The organism is Nonomuraea sp. MG754425 (genome assembly GCF_021699195.1).
Classification (GTDB): Bacteria; Actinomycetota; Actinomycetes; order Streptosporangiales; family Streptosporangiaceae; genus Nonomuraea.
Map to the genome: position 1 here is coordinate 1 of NZ_SSXE01000131.1, position 16,574 is coordinate 16,574.

The 16,574-nt window shown below is 73.1% G+C and carries 11 protein-coding genes; 4 read left to right on the plus strand and 7 right to left on the minus strand.

From position 1 onward, the window contains the following. The 5 genes from FAF44_RS35705 to FAF44_RS35725 form a co-directional block, all read right to left on the minus strand. Nucleotides 1-1,899, minus strand: a 1,899-nt coding sequence (locus FAF44_RS35705; protein ID WP_237107764.1) for an ABC transporter ATP-binding protein, incomplete at its 3' end; no start/stop codon positions are given. Continuing rightward, a complete protein-coding gene (locus FAF44_RS35710) occupies nucleotides 1,899-2,804 on the minus strand; it encodes an ABC transporter permease (RefSeq protein WP_237107765.1) in 906 nt (301 codons plus the stop codon). The genes FAF44_RS35710 and FAF44_RS35705, both read right to left, overlap by 1 nt. After that, entirely contained in the window at nucleotides 2,804-3,784 is a 981-nt protein-coding gene (locus tag FAF44_RS35715) for an ABC transporter permease (RefSeq protein ID WP_237107766.1), read from the minus strand. The genes FAF44_RS35710 and FAF44_RS35715 overlap by 1 nt, the downstream gene beginning before the upstream one ends. Before the next feature lie 111 nt (nucleotides 3,785-3,895). Then, the gene (locus FAF44_RS35720; RefSeq protein ID WP_237107767.1) at nucleotides 3,896-6,256 is read right to left on the minus strand and encodes an AAA family ATPase; all 2,361 of its coding nucleotides are present in this window, start codon (nucleotides 6,254-6,256) and stop codon (nucleotides 3,896-3,898) included. Between the two features lie 184 nt (nucleotides 6,257-6,440). Next, complete coding sequence (locus tag FAF44_RS35725) at nucleotides 6,441-8,168, minus strand: hypothetical protein (RefSeq protein WP_237107768.1); 1,728 nt, start codon at nucleotides 8,166-8,168, stop codon at nucleotides 6,441-6,443. A gap of 257 nt (nucleotides 8,169-8,425) precedes the next feature. On the opposite strand from FAF44_RS35725, the gene FAF44_RS35730 reads away from it, so the two are divergent. Then, entirely contained in the window at nucleotides 8,426-9,955 is a 1,530-nt protein-coding gene (locus FAF44_RS35730) for an MFS transporter (RefSeq protein WP_237107769.1), read from the plus strand. 35 nt (nucleotides 9,956-9,990) lie between these two features. Continuing rightward, nucleotides 9,991-10,713: a DoxX family protein gene (locus FAF44_RS35735; RefSeq protein WP_237107770.1), complete on the plus strand. Its 723-nt coding sequence runs from the start codon at nucleotides 9,991-9,993 to the stop codon at nucleotides 10,711-10,713. Nucleotides 10,714-10,922: 209 nt separating this feature from the next. Here FAF44_RS35735 and FAF44_RS35740 read toward each other — a convergent pair whose 3' ends face one another. Together FAF44_RS35740 and FAF44_RS35745 are read right to left on the minus strand one after the other, a co-directional pair. Further along, complete coding sequence (locus FAF44_RS35740; protein ID WP_237107771.1) at nucleotides 10,923-12,581, minus strand: PQQ-binding-like beta-propeller repeat protein; 1,659 nt, start codon at nucleotides 12,579-12,581, stop codon at nucleotides 10,923-10,925. Beyond that, nucleotides 12,536-13,372, minus strand: coding sequence for a hypothetical protein (locus tag FAF44_RS35745; RefSeq protein WP_237107772.1), 837 nt, complete (start codon nucleotides 13,370-13,372; stop codon nucleotides 12,536-12,538). The genes FAF44_RS35740 and FAF44_RS35745 overlap by 46 nt, the downstream gene beginning before the upstream one ends. 193 nt (nucleotides 13,373-13,565) lie before the next feature. Here FAF44_RS35745 and FAF44_RS35750 point away from each other — a divergent pair, with 193 nt between their 5' ends. Continuing rightward, the gene (locus FAF44_RS35750; RefSeq protein WP_237107773.1) at nucleotides 13,566-14,585 is read left to right on the plus strand and encodes a LacI family DNA-binding transcriptional regulator; all 1,020 of its coding nucleotides are present in this window, start codon (nucleotides 13,566-13,568) and stop codon (nucleotides 14,583-14,585) included. A 128-nt stretch (nucleotides 14,586-14,713) separates the two neighbouring features. Further along, nucleotides 14,714-16,564: a ricin-type beta-trefoil lectin domain protein gene (locus FAF44_RS35755; protein ID WP_237107774.1), complete on the plus strand. Its 1,851-nt coding sequence runs from the start codon at nucleotides 14,714-14,716 to the stop codon at nucleotides 16,562-16,564. The last annotated feature ends 10 nt before the right edge of the window (nucleotides 16,565-16,574 follow it).

The window sequence follows — 16,574 nt, forward strand, 5'->3', positions numbered from 1 at the left end:
GGCCACGACACCGCCACGCTGGGCCGGGCCGCCCGCACCGAGATCCGGCGCGACATGCAGGTCGCCTTCGAGCAGGATCCGCTCGCGGGAACGTTCGTGCACCGGGTCGGGCACCGGGATCGCCGACAGCAGCGCCTGCGTGTACGGATGGGCCGGGCGGTCGTAGACGGCGTCCACCTGCCCGATCTCGGCGATCCTGCCGAGATACATCACCGCCACCCGGTCGGCGATGTAGCGCACCACGGCCAGGTCGTGCGCCACGAACAGGTACGACAGCCCGAGCCTGGCCTTGAGCGAGTCGAGCAGGTTGATCACCCCGGCCTGGATCGACACGTCGAGCGCCGAGACCGGCTCGTCGAGCACGAGCAGCCGGGGCTCCAGCGCCAGCGCCCTGGCGATGCCGATGCGCTGCCGCTGCCCGCCGGAGAAGTCCTGTGGATAGCGGGCGGCGTGCGCGGGTTCGAGGCCGACCAGGGCGAGCAGTTCGCCGACCCGCCGCCCGGCGCCGCGCCACCCGTGGGTGCGCAGCGGCTCGGCCAGGATGTCGTGCACGGTCATGCGCGGGTCGAGGGAGGCCAGCGGGTCCTGGAAGACGACCTGCATGTCGCGCCGGATCTCGGTGCGGGCGGCCCGGCCCAGCGTGGCGGTGTCGTGGCCGAGCACGACGATGCCGCCCTCCTGGGGCGCGGCCAGTTCGAGGATCTGCGTCAGCGTGGTCGTCTTGCCGCTGCCGGACTCGCCGACCAGCCCCAGCGTCTCGCCCTGCCGGACGTCGAAGCTGACCCCGGCCACCGCGTGCACGGTGCCCACCCGGCGCTTGAAGATCGCGCCCTTGAGCAGCGGGAAGTCCTTGACCAGGTTGCGCACCTCCAGCACGTTGCGCGCGCCGCGCTCGCGCGCCCGGGGCTCGCCGGCCGCCCGCGCCCCCGGCCCACGCGGGCCCACCTCCTTCCAGCGGATGCACGCCGCCCGGTGCGCCTCGGCCACCTCGAACAGCGGCGGCTCGCCCTCGTCGCAGGCGGCGACCCGCATCGGGCAGCGCGGCGCGAACGGGCAGCCGGGAGGCAGCGCGGCGGGGGAGGGCGGGTTGCCCTCGACGGGCGTCAGCGGCTGCCGGCCGCTGCGATCGACCCGCGGGACCGAGCCGAGCAGGCCCGCGGTGTACGGCATCCGCGTGCGGTAGTAGATGTCGTCCACGCCGCCCACCTCGACGGGCCGCCCGGCGTACATGACCAGGACCCGGTCGGCGAACCCGGCCACCACCCCGAGATCGTGCGTGATCATGACGATGGCCGCGCCGGTCTTGGCCTGGGCCCGCTTGAGCACCTCCAGCACCTGGGCCTGGATGGTGACGTCGAGCGCCGTGGTCGGCTCGTCGCAGATGATCACGTCGGGGTCGTTGGCGATGGCCATCGCGATCACCACGCGCTGCCGCATGCCGCCGGAGAACTCGTGGGGGAAGGCCAGCGCCCGCTCCGACGGGTGCGGGATGCCGACGAGTTCGAGCAGCTCGACGGCCTTGATCAGGGCCGTCTCCTTGCTGACCCGCTGGTGCACGCGGACGGCCTCGGCGATCTGGTCGCCCACCCGGTAGACCGGGGTGAGCGCCGACAGCGGGTCCTGGAAGACCATCGACATGGATCTGCCGCGAAAGCCGTTGAGGGTGCGCTCGGGCGCGCCGATCAGCTCCCTGCCGTGCAGGCGCACGGAACCGGTGACGCGTGCCCCCGGCGGCAGCAGCCCCATGACGGCGGCCGAGGTGACCGACTTGCCCGAGCCCGACTCGCCGACGATGGCCAGCACCTCGCCCGGACGTACGGCGTAGCTCACCCCGCGTACCGCCCGGACCTCGCCGAAGGAGACGTTGAGGTCGGTGACCTCCAGCACCGGTTCGTCCATCACACCCTCCTGGCGGAGGGGTCGAACGCGTCGCGCAGCGCGTCGCCGACGAGGTTGACCGCCAGCACGGTGACCACCAGCAGCCCGGCCACGAACCAGAACGTCCACGGGGCGTACACGGCGGTCTTGGAGCCGTCGGCGATGAGCGTCCCGAACGACACGTCGGGCGGCTGGATGCCGAACCCGAAGTACGACAGCGACGTCTCGGTGAGGATCGCGCTGCTGACGTTGAGCGTGGCGTCGACGATCAGCAGCGACGACAGGTTGGGGATCACGTGGCGGAAGATGATCCGCACCGGCGGCACCCCCATGTACCGGGCCGCCTGGACGAACTCCCGCTCCTTCAGCGAGATCGCCATCCCCCGCACGATCTTCGAGGTGACCATCCACAGGAACAGCGCCAGCATGACCACGAACAGCGGCCACTGCCCGGACCCGAACAGCGGCGACAGGATCGCCAGGATCAGGAACGCGGGCAGCACGAGCAGCAGGTCGGTCACCCAGCTCAGCACCCGGTCGGTCCAGCCCAGGAAGTAGCCGGCGAACGCCCCCACGACCGCGGCCAGCGCCGTGGACACCAGTGCCGCCAGCAGCCCCACGACCAGCGACTTCTGCATGCCGCGCAGCGTCACGGCGAACACGTCGGAGCCCGTTTGGAGCGTTCCGAACCAGTGGCGCGCCGACGGCGGCTGCATGAACGCGGTGAAGTCCTTGTCGGTGTACGTCCACGGGCTGACCAGCGGCCCCGCGAAGGCCAGCAGGAACATCAGCGCCAGCACCGCGAACCCGATCCGCCCCTGCGTGGAGCGGAAGAACCGCCCGGCGACCACCCGCGCCCTGGACGGCGCCCGGAAAGGCGTGTCCTCGGTGAGCTCCTCGGCCAGTTCCTCCTCCGACAGCGTCATCAGGCCCGCACCCTCGGGTCGAGCGCCGCGTGCAGCAGGTCGGCGGCCAGCGAGGCGCACAACACGGCGACGGCGGCCAGCAGGGAGATCGCGGCGACGGTGTTGACGTCGTTGCTGAAGATCGAGTTGATGAGCTGCTCGCCCAGCCCGTGCCAGCCGAAGATCTTCTCCGTGAACGTGGCCCCCGTCAGCAGCGCGCCGAACGTGAACGCCAGGTAGGTCACCACCGGGATCAGCGCGGTGCGCAGCGCGTGCCGGGTCAGCGCCCGGCGCCTGCTCAGCCCCTTGGCCCTGGCCGTGCGGACGAAGTCGGCGTCCAGCACGTCGAGCATCATGTTGCGCTGGTAGCGGCTGAAGACCGCGATCAGCCCCACCGACAGCGAGATCGTGGGCAGGATGAGATGTTGCAGCCGGTCCACCATCTGGTTCCAGAATCCCTCGATGTCGGCGCTGTACTCGCCGCTGACCAGCAGCACCTGGCGGCCGAACACGTTCTGGTTGGCCCACGCCGCGATCAGGATCAGCATGTTGGCCAGCACGACCACCGGCACCGCGAGCACCAGGAACGACAGGCCGGTGGACAGGCGGTCGAACCAGCCGTACTGCCGGACCGCGGCCAGCGCCCCCACGAGCACGCCGAGCAGGCTGCCGCACACCAGCCCCAGGATGACCAGCCGGAACGTGACGCCCATACGGCGCTGGATGTCGTCGTTGACCGGCGCGCCCGCCACCGTCAGGCCGAAGTCGCCGTGCAGCACGCCGCCCGCCCAGACGGCGTACCGCTCGATGAGCGGCGTCTTGTCGTTCAGGTTGAGCGCGGTGAGCTGGGCGTCCACCGCCGCGGGCGGCGGTTTCGGGGTGCGGTCGGCGTAGTTGGAGCGCGGGTCGAGGGCGGTCGCGGCCAGCAGGTAGGCCAGGCTGGCGGCCACGGCCACGAGCACGATGTAGCTGAGCAGCCTGCGGGCCAGGAACCCCGCCATCGCTCCCCCTCCTACGCGCAACGCACGCATGACGAGCCACTGGACGTGGCCCATCGTAGTCACATTGCTACACCATGTGAGCATCCCGGCGCACGGAACTTGCGCGGAAGGTCAGCGGCCGGAGAGTTCGTCGACAGCCGTGCGGACGTCTTCGCTGGTGATCGTGGTCAGGTCGGCCGAACTGGCGGAGCCGCCGCGCGAGGCGTGGGCGGCCAGCCGCACGTCGCGGCGCATGGCCGCGCGCTCGAACAGGGACCTGGCGAAGCGGCCGTTGCCCAGACCGTCGATCAGCCGGTCGGCGCACACCCAGGTGAACACCTCGTCGAGCCGGCGCAGCGCCTCGTCGTCGAACGTGTCGCCCGCCTTCTCCGCCAGCAGCACCGCGATCTGCGACAGCTCGCGCGGCGAGTAGCTGGGGAAGGCCACCCGCTGGTTGAAGCGGCTGGCCAGGCCGGGGTTGCTGACCAGGAACGCGTCGGTCTCGCGCTCGTAGCCGGCCAGTACGATGACCAGCCGCTCGCGGTCGTCCTCGGCCCGTTTGAGCAGGGTCTGCACGGCCTCGGCGCCGAACGCGTCGCCGCCCTGGTAGCCGGGGTTGACCAGGCTGTACGCCTCGTCGATGAACAGCACGCCGCCCAGTGCCCGGTCCACCAGCTCGTTGGTCTTGATCGCGGTCGCCCCGAGATGCTGGCCGACCAGGTCGGCCCGGTGCGCCTCGACGACGTCGGGCCTGGCCAGCAGGCCGAGCGCGGCGAAGATACGGCCCAGCACCCGGGCGACCGTGGTCTTGCCGGTGCCGGGCGGGCCGACGAAGACGAAGTGCCGCATCTGCTGCGGCGTGGGCAGCCCGCGCTCCTGGCGCATCCGGGCCACCTGGAGCTGGGCCGCGATCGCGTGCACCTGCCGCTTGACGGGCGCCAGGCCGGCCATCCTGTCGAGGTCGGCCAGCGCCTCCTCCAGCGTCGGCGTGGCCACGTAGCCGCGGAAGCGGGCGGTCAGCTCGTCAAACGCCTTGGCCACGTCGGGGGTGGTCGTGGTGACGAGGTCCTGGGTGCTCGGCGTGCCCCCGGCGCCCACCACGCGTACGTCGCGGGCCTGCGCGGCGGCCTCCACCAGGCTGCGCGCGAACCGGGCGTTGCCCAGCTCGTCGACCAGGCCGCGGCGGTGCACGTCGTCGTAGCGGGCCAGCAGCACCCGCTTGGTCTCGGCGTCCATCTGGTCGCCCCTGCGCCGCTGCAGCAGCTCGGTGACCTCGACCAGCTCCGCGGGGGAGTAGCCGGGAAAGCGCACCCGCGTGGCGAACCGGCTGGCCAGGCCGGGGTTGCTGGACAGGAACCCGCTCATCTCCTGCTCGTAGCCCGCCAGGATGATGATCAGCCGCTCGCGGTCGTCCTCGGCCCGCTTGAGCAGCGTCTGGACGGCCTCGGCGCCGAACCGGTCGGGCTGCCCGTCGGAGGAGTTGACCAGCCCGTACGCCTCGTCGATGAACAGCACGCCGCCCAGCGCCCGGTCCACCAGCTCGTTGGTCTTGATCGCGGTCGCGCCGAGGAACTCGCCCACCAGGTCGGCCCGCTGCGCCTCGACCACGTAGGGGGTCTCCAGCAGGCCGAACGCGTAGAAGATCTTGGCCAGCGCGCGGGCCACGCTGGTCTTGCCCGTGCCGGGCGGCCCGACGAACACGAAGTGCCTGGTGGGCCGCTCGGTGGTGTAGCCGGCCTCGGCCCGCAGCCGGGACGCCTCGATGGAGGCGGCGATCGAGCGCACCTGCTCCTTGACCGGCGCCAGCCCGACCATGCCCTCCAGCTCGGCGAGTGCCTCCTCGACGGAGATCTGCGGCGGGCCGCCCGCCTTGTCGTGCGCGGTCTCGGGCCTGCCCTCGCGGCCCCTGACGCGGACCTGCTGCTCCTCGGCGGCGGCGCGCTGCGCGCGGGCCTTGCGGGCCAGCACGAAACGGTGGACGAGGACGGCCCCGGCGGCGGCGTAGGCCGTCCAGACCGCCGCGCCGTCGGAAGTGGGAGAGATCGCGGCGAGCGCGGCCCCGAGCAGCCCGGCGGGGACGAGCGCCATCAGCGTGCTCATCCACGGCGTCACCCAGCGGATGACGTGGGCCGCGGCGGCGACCGGCAGGGCCAGCCCGACGATCAGGTGCACCGTGCCCGCCCCCGCCGGGAACAGCCCGGAGAAGAGCGGCAGCGCCAGCGCCACCCAGGCGGCCACCACCAGCGCGGTGGCGGCGGCGCGCGGGAAGCGCATGGTCAGCGCGACGAACGCGAGCAGCAGGAGCACGAGGGGGAAGGTCTTGAGCAGGTCCCATCCGAGCGCCGCGCCCACCCCCATGGCGGCCACCAGCACGACCACGTAGAGCACCCGGCGCACGGCCGGGGGAATCTGGAAATAACGCAGCCGAACCTTCTCGAACAGATCCCGCGCCGCGACCCGCCCCGCAGCCTGGGCCCTGTCGGACTCACGCATCACGCCTCCCCGGTCCGCCCCCGGTTATACCGCACCGGACCGACGATTGGGCGCTCCTGACACGCTAGGTGCAGGTCACGAAAAGGGCTGTCCGACGGTCGTGCCCGGGTCCCGTGGCCGCCTCCGGGAGACCGGTGGCGCGCTTGGTCGCGGGACGTCGCAGGCCAGCCGGGTCGCGCGCCGGTCAGCGACGCTGGTGCCGTCCGGGGAACTCGCCCACCAGCACCTGTTTGGGCGTCACGCGCAGGACGTCGGAGTCGGCCCTGGCGACCCCGCGCACCTCCACCCAGAACCGCCGCTGCAACGGATCGGTCGCGAAGAGCGCCACCCGCGGATCCTCCTCGACGGCCTCCCACGCCTCGGTCTCGGCGATCAGCCGCAGCTCTCCCGACGAGGTGACCGACGCGACGGCGCCCGCGACCCGGGGGCCGAGGGCGTCGCCGTAGGCCAGGACGACGCTGCGCGCGTACGAGAAGGTCTGGCGCACCTCCGAGTTCAGCGCGACCGACGGCTCGCCGCCCACGGGCAGGTCGCACATCAGCAGGGACGAGCGCCACGGCCCCGGCCCGCCGCGCCACCACGCCTGCGCGCCCCGCAGCCCGGACACCACCGCGCCCGCCACCAGCGCCCCGAGCCCGGTCCGCCACGCCCACGCCGCCTCCAGCACCCCGCCCGCCGCGCAGGCCACGGCCGCCAGCACGACCAGCCCGGCCGCGGTGAGCAGCCACCGGTCCGCGCCGGGACGGGCACGCAGGAAACCCCACACCAATGGGGACGGCACCGCCACCATGGCCACCGCCGCCAGGGGCTCCACCACGAGGGCCCCGCCGGCCAGCGCGACCAGCACCGTCCAGGTCCGGCCGAGCACGATCCACAGCGCCACCCCGACGTTGCGCCGCGCGGTGCGCTCGCTCGCCCGCACCGGTTCCGTCACGGCCAGCGCCCGCAGCGGACGTCCGCGCCACGCCTGTGCCAGCGCGCGCACGCCCGCCTGCGCCGGCCAGCCCAGCACCAGGATGCCCGCCAGCCCGGCCCAGACCGGGTCGAGCCAGGGCACCCGCACCGCCCCCAGCAGCAGCCACGCGGTGAACGCCGCGATCGACAGGGCGGCGGACGCCACCGACACCCCGAGCCAGGGATCCCCGCCGAGCATCGCCCCGGCGTACCGCCAGACGCCGACCCGCCGCGCCTGCCGCACCGTGATCGGAACCAGCAGCAGGAGCAGGACGAGGCCGCCGAGCCGGGCCTGGGCGCCCCAGTCGAGCAGCAGCGCGCACGCGGCGATCCCCAGCGTGCCCACGGCGAGCAGCAGGCGCACCTGGCGCGACCAGACCTCCATCGCGCGCCGGGCGCGCCCGCTCTGGCGCGGGTCGATCGGCCAGGCCGGGTCGTGGTGGAGGCGGGGACGGTCCCAGCGCAGCAGCGCCAGGCCGAGGTTCACGCGGGCCTGCGGGTGGCCGGGGTCGGCGGCGAGCGCGGCCCGGTAGGCGCGTTCGGCGCGTGCGTGCTCGCCGCGCAGCAGGGCCAGGTCGCCGCGCATGACCTCGGGTCCCGGCTCCTCGGGCGCGAACTTCCTGGCCAGCTCCGCCTGCTCGGACGCCTCCGCCCAGCGTCCCGGCAGCCGGCGCAGCACGCCGGCCAGGCGCAACCGGGCCGGCCATGAGCCGTGGGCCAGTTCGACGGCCCGCTCGGCGGCGGGCAGGGCATCGGCGTCGCGGCCCAGCCGCTCGTGGGCCAGGCTGATCAGCCGGTGCGCCCATTCGGAGGCCGGGTCCAGGCCGGCGGCGCGGCGGGCGGCGTCCAGGGCGGCTTCGGGACGTCCGGCGTCGAGTCTGCTCAGGGCCTCTTCGCACCATTCGCGTGCGGACCGGTTGGGATGGTTGCCGTTCTTGCCACTTTCGTCGGTCCCCACGAGTCCCATGATCGGCGGGCGGACGTTTCATGGATAGATCCCGACATATGGCTGTATCTCTCTAGAGAGGTGTGCGCTGACCGTGGATCGGCCGATACCGCTATCACAACCTCCCGGCATGGCCTAAGCTGCCACGCAAGCCGGGAGCGCCGGAACGCGGCCGCGCAGCTCGAAAGGAGCGAGTGACGCGCCGAGTCCCGCCGCCGACCACCAGCACGTGCGGGCCCTGTGAAGCGGATCGGCCCGCAAGGAGGCCCATGACCGTCACCCAGGCCGCGCCTTCCGTACGCGCCGCCGGCCGGGACCCTCACAGCCGCCGCTGGTCCATCCTGGTGTTGCTCTGCCTGAGCCTGCTGCTGATCACGGTCGACGCCACCGTCCTGCACATCGCGGTGCCCGCCCTCACGGCCGCGCTCGAACCCTCCGCCGTGCAACTGCTGTGGATCATCGACGTCTACTCGCTGGTGGTCGCGCCGCTGCTGGTCATGTTCGGCACGCTCGGCGACAAGTACGGCCGCAAACGGCTGGTGCTCTGGGGCTTCGTGCTGTTCGGCGTGGCCTCGGCCGCCGCCGCGTGCGCCCCGACCCCGCTCACCCTGATCCTCGCCAGGGCGCTGCTCGGCGTGGGCGGCGCGATGATCATGCCGGCCACGCTGTCGCTGATCCGCCAGGTCTTCACCGACCGGCGCGAACGGGCCGTCGCCCTCGGCGTCTGGAGCGCCGTCGCGGCGGCCGGCGCCGCGGTCGGGCCGCTCGTCGGCGGCGTGCTCGTCGGCTTCTGGTGGGGCGCGGTCTTCCTCATCAACGTGCCGATCCTGCTCGTGCTGCTGCCCGCCGCGATCCGCCTGCTGCCCGAGTCGCGCGTGCACGCCGGCCGTCCCTGGGACGCCGTCAGCGCGATCCTGTCGGTGGCCGGCATCCTGGCGCTGGCCTTCGGGCTCAAGGAGGCGGGCTCGGGGAGCCTGATGCCGTTCTGGGCCGCGGTCCTGGTCTTCCTGACGGGGGTGGGGCTGCTGGTGGCGTTCGTCCGGCGGCAGACCCGGCTGCCCGCGCCGTTCCTGGAGGTCGGGCTGTTTCGGCGGCGCGACTTCACCACCGGGGTCGCCGGCGTGCTGCTCGGCGTGTTCGCGCTGGTGGGACTGCAGCTCATGCTCGCCCAGTACCTGCAACTCGTCCTCGGCGACAGCCCCGTACGGGCGGCGCTGCGGATGTTGCCGCTGGTCCTGTCGGCCATCACCGGCGGGCTCGCCGCCGCCCACATTCTGCCCAGGATCGGCATGCGCGCCACCATGAGCGGCGGCCTCGGCCTCGTGGCGCTCGCCCTGACCCCCACCCTGACCTGGGGCGTCGAAGGACACCCCGTGATGCTGGCGATCTGCTTCGTGGGCATCGGGTTCGGGGTGCAGGTGGCGCTGCTCGCCGCCTCCGACACGATCATGGCCGCCGCCCCCGAGTCGCAGGCGGGCGGGGCCGCCGCCATCGAGGAGACCGCGTACGAACTGGGGGCCGGCCTGGGCGTGGCCGTGCTCGGCACGATCACCACGATCGTCTACGCCCCCGGCCTGCGTCCCGTCCCCGGTGTGCCCGAGGGCGGCATGGACCAGGCCAGGCAGTCGCTGGCCGCCGCCGCGCACGTCGCGGACCAGGTCGGCGGCTCCGCCGGCGGCGCGCTGCTCGACGCCGCCCGATGGGCCTTCGTCAACGCCCTGCACACGACCGTGGTCGTGAGCGTCGTCCTGCTCAGCCTGACCGCCGCCGCGGTGGCCATGCTGCTCCGCCGTGATTGAGGTGTGCCATGTCCCGTTCAGGGCAGACAACTACCGTGAAACAGGCCCTCCGTGATCTTGCCGCGTTAGTCGCCCGCCTCGGCGTGGGCGGGATCTTCTTCGCCAACGGCTGGTCCAAGCTGGAAGACGGGCTGAAAATCACCGGGTCGAAGTTCCTGGACCAGGGCGCTCCGGCCCCCGGCGCCTGGGCGACGGTCACCATGCTCGCCGAGCTCATCGGCGGCGCGCTGCTCATCGCCGGCCTCGCGGTCTCGGTGACCGGGCTCATCCTCTTCGCCGAGGCGCTGGCGGTCTTCCTCGTGGCCCCGCCGCTCAACCCCATCACCATGAACGAGATCATCCTGCTCGGCGCCGCCTCCCTCCTGCTCGCCGTGGTCGGGGCGGGGCGCGTGTCGGTGGACCACATGGTCGTGATCCGGCGCAGGGAATCGGCGGCGGCCGACGAGTTCGCCTCCGACACCGAGGCCGACCGGGTCATCGCCGCACTCCGCGATCCCGACGAGCCGCGCGCGTCCGGGTCCTCCGGGTCCTCCGGCGACCCGGGCGAGCCGAAGAAGGCCGCCGCCGAGCCCGAACCGGCGCAGGCCGAACCCGGCGTCTCCTCGACGGAGGACACGGTGCCGCAGCCGCGCGCCCGGTCGCAGGCGGGGCGGCCCAAACGCAACGAGGAGCCGACGAGCACCCCCGCGCCCGGCGACACCCTGGTAGCGGGCCGCAAGAAACCCACCCCCCGCAACCGCCGCACGACAACCGACTGACCCCCGCCCCGCGGGTTGCACATCGGGGGCTGTGAGCCGGGCCCGCGCGTGTGGGCTCGCGAGGCCGCACATCGAGGCTGTCCGGGCCCGCGCCTGTGGTTCGCCGCTGCGCGGCCCCGCGAGGTCGTGCAGCAGGGTCCGCGCCCGTGGGTTCGCCGGCCGCGCGTCGGGGCTGTCCGGGCGCCTGTGGTTTGCGGTCGCGCGGACTCTCAGGGGCCGTGCAGCCGGGTGGCGACCGCGAGGGTGGCGCGGCGGGTGAGTGCCGGATCCCCGGTGGCCTCGACGTGCACCAGCACCCGCCCGCCAAAGGCCCAGCCGGACGTGCGCCGCCCGTCACGATCCCCTGCTGAGCCCAGGTACGCCCCCTCGCCCAGCCGCTCCGCCCCCGGATCGGCCGCGAGCTTGCTCCCGGCCAGCCGGCGGGCGTCGGCGTCGGTGGCCGAGACCCAGCCGACCGCCACCTTCACCTGCGCCTTCGAGTCGTCGGCCGGCAGGAGCACGCACGTGTTGGCCTGCGGCCAGCGCAGCCCGAGGTGCTCCTCCCCGGCCGGGACCGGCGTGTACCCCTCCGGGACGGCACGATCGGCCAGCGCGCAGGCGTCCGGCCACCGCTCGGGCGGCACCGCCAGCGGCGAGCCCGCGCCGCGCCCCGGCCGGAGGGTGTAGGCGGTGACGTGCCCGCCGTCGGGGTGGATCTCGTACATGAGCACGTCGCGCGCCGTGCTGCCGGCGACCACGGAGGCCAGCCCGCCGGCCGCCAGCGGGAAGGAGACGCGCCGCCCGTCGGCCAGCGAGACGAACTCCAGGCTGCGGGCCTCGAGGTCGTGCGGCACGTGGCTCACGGCGTGGCGGGCGGTCAGGAAGTCGGCGCTCGGCAGGTGCCCGTCGGATGACCCCAGCGCGCGGGGCGGTCTGAGGGTGGTGCGCCAGGCGACCCGCCCGCCCGCGCCGCGCAGCGCGGTCATGACGCGCGCGCCGTTCTCGCTGTGCACCAGCAGGGTGAGCCCGCCGGTGCGCACCGCGGTCGGGCCCGCGACGGTGGGGAAGCGGCCGGGCAGTCGCGCGATCACCCGGCCGTCGGGGTCGAGGGCGGTGAAGACGTCCGCGTGGGAGACCTCGATCAGGCCGGTGGACGACACGTCGGGGGCCAGGATGTCGCCGTCCGTGCGGGGGAAGGCGTGCTTCCAGGCGACGCGGCCCGTACGCGCGTCCACGCCGTACAGGACGCCCGAGCCGTCGGGGCACTGCTCGACGAGGAGCGGGCGCTCGGCGGTGAGCAGGATGCGTTCGGGGCAGGCGCGCGGCCACGGCAGCGTCCAGGTGTCGCGGCCGGTCGCCGGGTCGAGGCCGCGCAGCCCGTCGCCGGACGCCCGCACGATGCCGGTGCGCGCCTGGACGGAGCTCTGCGTGTAGGGCAGCAGGATGGGCGCGCCCGCGAGCGGGACCAGCCGCGACCACCGCACCGCCCCGGTCAGCGGGTCGTACAGGGTGATCCGCTCCCCTCGGGGTTCGTCGGTGCGCACCGCGAGCGACTCGCCGACGAAGCGCACGTCCACCTCCACGAACCGGTACGGCCGGGGCAGCGGGAACGCGCGCAGCACCCGCCCGGTCGCCGCGTCGTGGAGCCGGACGGCGTCCGGCCGGGCCGAGGGCAGGGCCAGCACCGCCCGCCCGCGGATCGTGGCGGCGGGCACCGCGAGGCCGAAGCCCTCATCGCCCAGCGGCCCGACGTTCACCGACCAGGCCGTGACGAGCGCGGCCGGCCCGGGGGCGGCCGCGGCCCGGCTGCCGGCGGCGCAGCCGAGCACGAGCAGCGCCGTGATCAGCGCCCGGACGCGCATGCTCGTCCCGTCTCGAAGATCTCGCACGCCTCGCGCCCGGCGGCGACGTGCAGCCCGGCCCCGGTGTTGCGGTAGACGGTGCCGTAGGCGGTCCAGCGGGCGGGGCCGCCGGTGACCCGGAAGGGCCTGCCGTGGTCGGTCACGGTGATGCTCTCCTGGCGGTCGGCGCCGGTGGACAGGTAGAAGACCTCCAATGCGAATGCGTGGCTGCGGGAACGGGCCTGGATCTCGAACCCGACCTCGGTCTGATCTCCCCTTTTCACCGGCAGGCTGTTGGGGCCGAAGAACGGGCTCTTGGACCCCGGCAGGCGGGCGAAGAACGGGGCTTTGTCATTGAGGTCGAGGGTGAGCTGCGGGTTTCTGGCCGCGGACTCGCTCGGGAACTGCACGAAGGCCCTGGTGACGTTCGGCTGCGCGACGCCGATCCGCTTCAGGCGTACGTCGGTGATGCGCAGGTCGCGGGTGGCCTCGAAGACCACGCGGACGCGCGCCCGCTTCACCCAGGCCCCGCCCAGCCCGGCGGTCACGTCGAGGAACGCCTGGTCGCTGAACCTGCCGCGCAGGAAGACGGCGCGGTCGTGCGGCGTGCTGGGCAGGGCGGCCACGGCGAGGTCGGGGGCGCGCCCGGCGACGGGGATGACCGTGGCCCGCAGCGCCGGCCTGCCGAGGCCGACCAGGTCGGCCGGTCCGACGAGCAGGCTGACGGCGTCGGTGGCCCACGCGGTGATCACGCCGGCGACGACCGCGGTGAGCACGCCGCCGCTCCACAGGAGCAGTCTGGTGCGTTTTCCACCGGTGGGCGGATCATTGTCCGGCACGGCGAATCGTCCTCCCCGCTGGTTTTTCCGGGAAGCCAATTTAGGCGCGGAAATCAGAAATGCAAGCCGGATCTTTTTCAGAAATTCCGAAATATCGGCTAATTGTGGGGATATCGAAAGCCCCGGACCGGGGGGTGGAGATCGGCTTCGCCCGGTGAATATCCTGGCGGCACCTACCGAGCGGGGAGTGCGCATGGCAGCCAGGACGCGGGCGACGGTCCGTGACGTCGCGGCCGAGACCGGCCTGTCCATCGCCACCGTCTCCCGCGTGCTCAACGGCCAGTCCAACGTCTCCCCGCACACCAGGGACCTGGTGCTGAGCGCGGTGGGCCGGCTGGGCGACCAGGCGCCCCGGCCGCGTGCGACCCCCGATGCGCCGGGCGGCGCGATCTACGTGCGCTGCCCGTACGTGCTGACCGACTACTTCGGGCTGATCGTCTCCTCGGTGGGCGAGACGATCGAGCTGCACAACCGGCAGATGATCCTCGGGGCGGGGGAGGCGGCGCAGAGCAGCGCGGTGCTGCCCGGCCTGCCCGAGCGGCCGGGGGTCGCGGGCGCGATCCTGATCCTGCCGCCCGAGCCGGGCGAGGAGCTCGTCCGGCTGCGCGATCGCGGTTTCCCGTTCGCGGTGATCGACCCGCGCACGCCGCCCCCGAAGGACATCGTGGCCGTGTCGGCCGCGCACTTCGCGGGCGGCAGGAAGCTGATGGCGCACGTGGTGGGCCTGGGCCACCGCCGGGTCGGGATCATCGGCGGCCCGGTGAAGTGGCTGCCCAGCGAGGCCAGGCTGGCCGGCTACACCGCCTCGCTGGCCGACGCCGGGGTGCTGCCGGCCCCCGAGCTGCTGCGCAACGTCCCCGAGCCGAACATCGAGCACGGCTACCTGGCGGCCCGCGAGCTGCTCGACCTGCCGGTCCGGCCGACGGCCCTGGTGGCCTTCAACGACAAGATGGCGGTCGGCGCGCTGCGCGCGGCGGCCGAACGCGGGCTGAGCGTGCCCGGCGACCTGTCGGTGGCGGGCTTCGACGACATCGACATCAGCCGGGCGGCCTCGCCCGCGCTGACCACCGTGCGCCAGCCGCTGCAGGAGATGGGCCGGATGGCGGTCACGCTGCTGATGCGGCTGCTCAGCAGGCACACGCTGGAGGCGCTGCACGTCTCCCTGGGCACGGAGCTGATCGTCCGCGGCTCCACGGGGCCCGCTCCGTACTGACTGTTTCATTTGTTACATCAGTTGACGGTCGCATTGACTCGTGCTCTGCTGCTCAGTGCAAGCAGTGTTTCGTCACTGTTTCATTTGTTTCAAGGGCATCACCCCCCAGCCCCTGAAAGGACCTCGCCGTGTCCAGAATCCTTCTGGCGCTCGCCTGCGCGCTCGCCCTGGTGGGAGCCGCGCCCCTGCCGGCCCTGGCGGCAGGCGAGAGCGTGAACATCTGGCTCACCACCACCTCCGACTCCGGCGGGCGCACCGTCACCCGCGGCCTCGCCCAGCAGACGCCGACCGCCTTCGGCCCCGCCGGCGGCTCCGCGAACCACACCATCACCGTCAACGAGGGCACCACGTACCAGCAGTTCGAGGGCGGCGGCGCGTCGATCACCGACACCACCGCGTACCTGCTGCGCGGCGGCCCCGTCAGCGCCGCCACCCGCGACGCGACGATGCGCAAGCTGTTCCACCCCACGGACGGGATCGGCCTGTCCTTCGTCCGCAACCCCATCGGCGCCTCCGACCTGTCGCGCCCTGGCATGGTCTCCCTCGACGACACCTGCTGCGACCTGAACGACTTCGGCGCCAACGGCTACGACACCGACGTCCGCCTGCTGACCGCCCAGGCCAAGCAGCTCAACCCCGCGCTGCGGGTCAAGGCCGTGCCGTGGAGCTCGCCCGGCTGGATGAAGGACAACGGCCGGATGGACCAGATGGGCTGGCTGAAGTGGGAGCACTACGGCACGTACGCGCAGTACCTGGTCAAGTACCTTCAGAGCTACCAGGCCGCCGGCGTCCCCGTCGACTACCTCTCGGTCCAGAACGAGCCCAACTGCTGCCAGGCGTCCAACCCGACCGCGATGAACTACCCCGGCATGTCCTGGAACGCCTCCGGCCTCATCGAGCTGACCAAGAACTTCGTCTACCCGGCCTTCCGCGCCGCCGGCATCACCACCAAGGTGCTCGTGCACGACTGGAACTACGGCGACTACGGCCAGATCGGCAGCCCCATCCTGGCCGACGCCGCGCTGCGCACCGACCCGCTGTTCGGCGGCATCGCCTGGCACGGCTACTACGGTGACCCGGCGGTCGGCACGCAGGTGCACAACCAGTACCCGTCGGTACGGCAGTTCAGCACCGAGCACTCCGGCGGCACCTGGGTCGGCAACCAGCACAACGACGACATGACCGACATCGTGAGCTACGCCCGCAACTGGAGCGGCAGCCTCGTCAAGTGGAGCCTCGCGCTCAACCAGAACATGGGCCCGCACAACGGCGGCTGCGGCACCTGCACCGGGCTGATCACCGTCCAGGAGGGCGGCTCGCGCGCCGGCCAGGTGGACTACACGATCGAGTACTACACGACCGGCCACCTGACCAAGTTCGTCAAGCCGGGCGCCTACCGCATCGACTCCACCGCCAACGCCACGATCCAGAACGTCGCCTACCGCAACCCCGACGGCTCCAAGGCGCTGATCGCCCACAACGGCGGCACCTCGGCCCAGTCCGTCCGGGTCGACTGGGGCGGCCAGTCCTTCGTCCACACGCTGCCCGCCCGCACCACCGCCACCTACACCTGGTCCGGCACGCCCGGCGGCGGCACCGGCGGCGGCGCGATCACCGGCCTGGCCGGCAAGTGCGTGGACGTGGCCGGCGCCAGCGGCGCGGACGGGGCCGCCGTACAGCTCTACACCTGCAACGGCACCGCCGCCCAGCAGTGGACCCGCCCCGGCGACGGCACGCTGCGCGCCCTCGGCAAGTGCCTCGACGTACGCGACCACGGCACCGCCGACGGCAGCCAGCTCCAGCTCTGGTCCTGCACCGGGGCGGCCAACCAGCAGTGGACCCCCACCTCGGGCCGCGACCTGGTGAACCCCGCCGCGAACAAGTGCGCCGACGTCACCGGCAACACCAGCGCCGACGGCACCCGCCTGCAACTGTGGACCTGCACCGGCGCCGCCAACCAGAAGTGGACGCTCTCGTAACCCCGGCCGG

Excerpts from the sequence above, each read along its gene's own strand:
- FAF44_RS35730 (WP_237107769.1), top strand. The coding sequence starts at position 8,426 with ATGACCGTCACCCAGGCCGCGCCTTCCGTACGCGCCGCCGGCCGGGAC.
- FAF44_RS35715 (WP_237107766.1), bottom strand. The coding sequence starts at position 3,784 with ATGGCGGGGTTCCTGGCCCGCAGGCTGCTCAGCTACATCGTGCTCGTG.
- FAF44_RS35720 (WP_237107767.1), bottom strand. The coding sequence starts at position 6,256 with ATGCGTGAGTCCGACAGGGCCCAGGCTGCGGGGCGGGTCGCGGCGCGG.
- FAF44_RS35710 (WP_237107765.1), bottom strand. The coding sequence starts at position 2,804 with ATGACGCTGTCGGAGGAGGAACTGGCCGAGGAGCTCACCGAGGACACG.
- FAF44_RS35750 (WP_237107773.1), top strand. The coding sequence starts at position 13,566 with ATGGCAGCCAGGACGCGGGCGACGGTCCGTGACGTCGCGGCCGAGACC.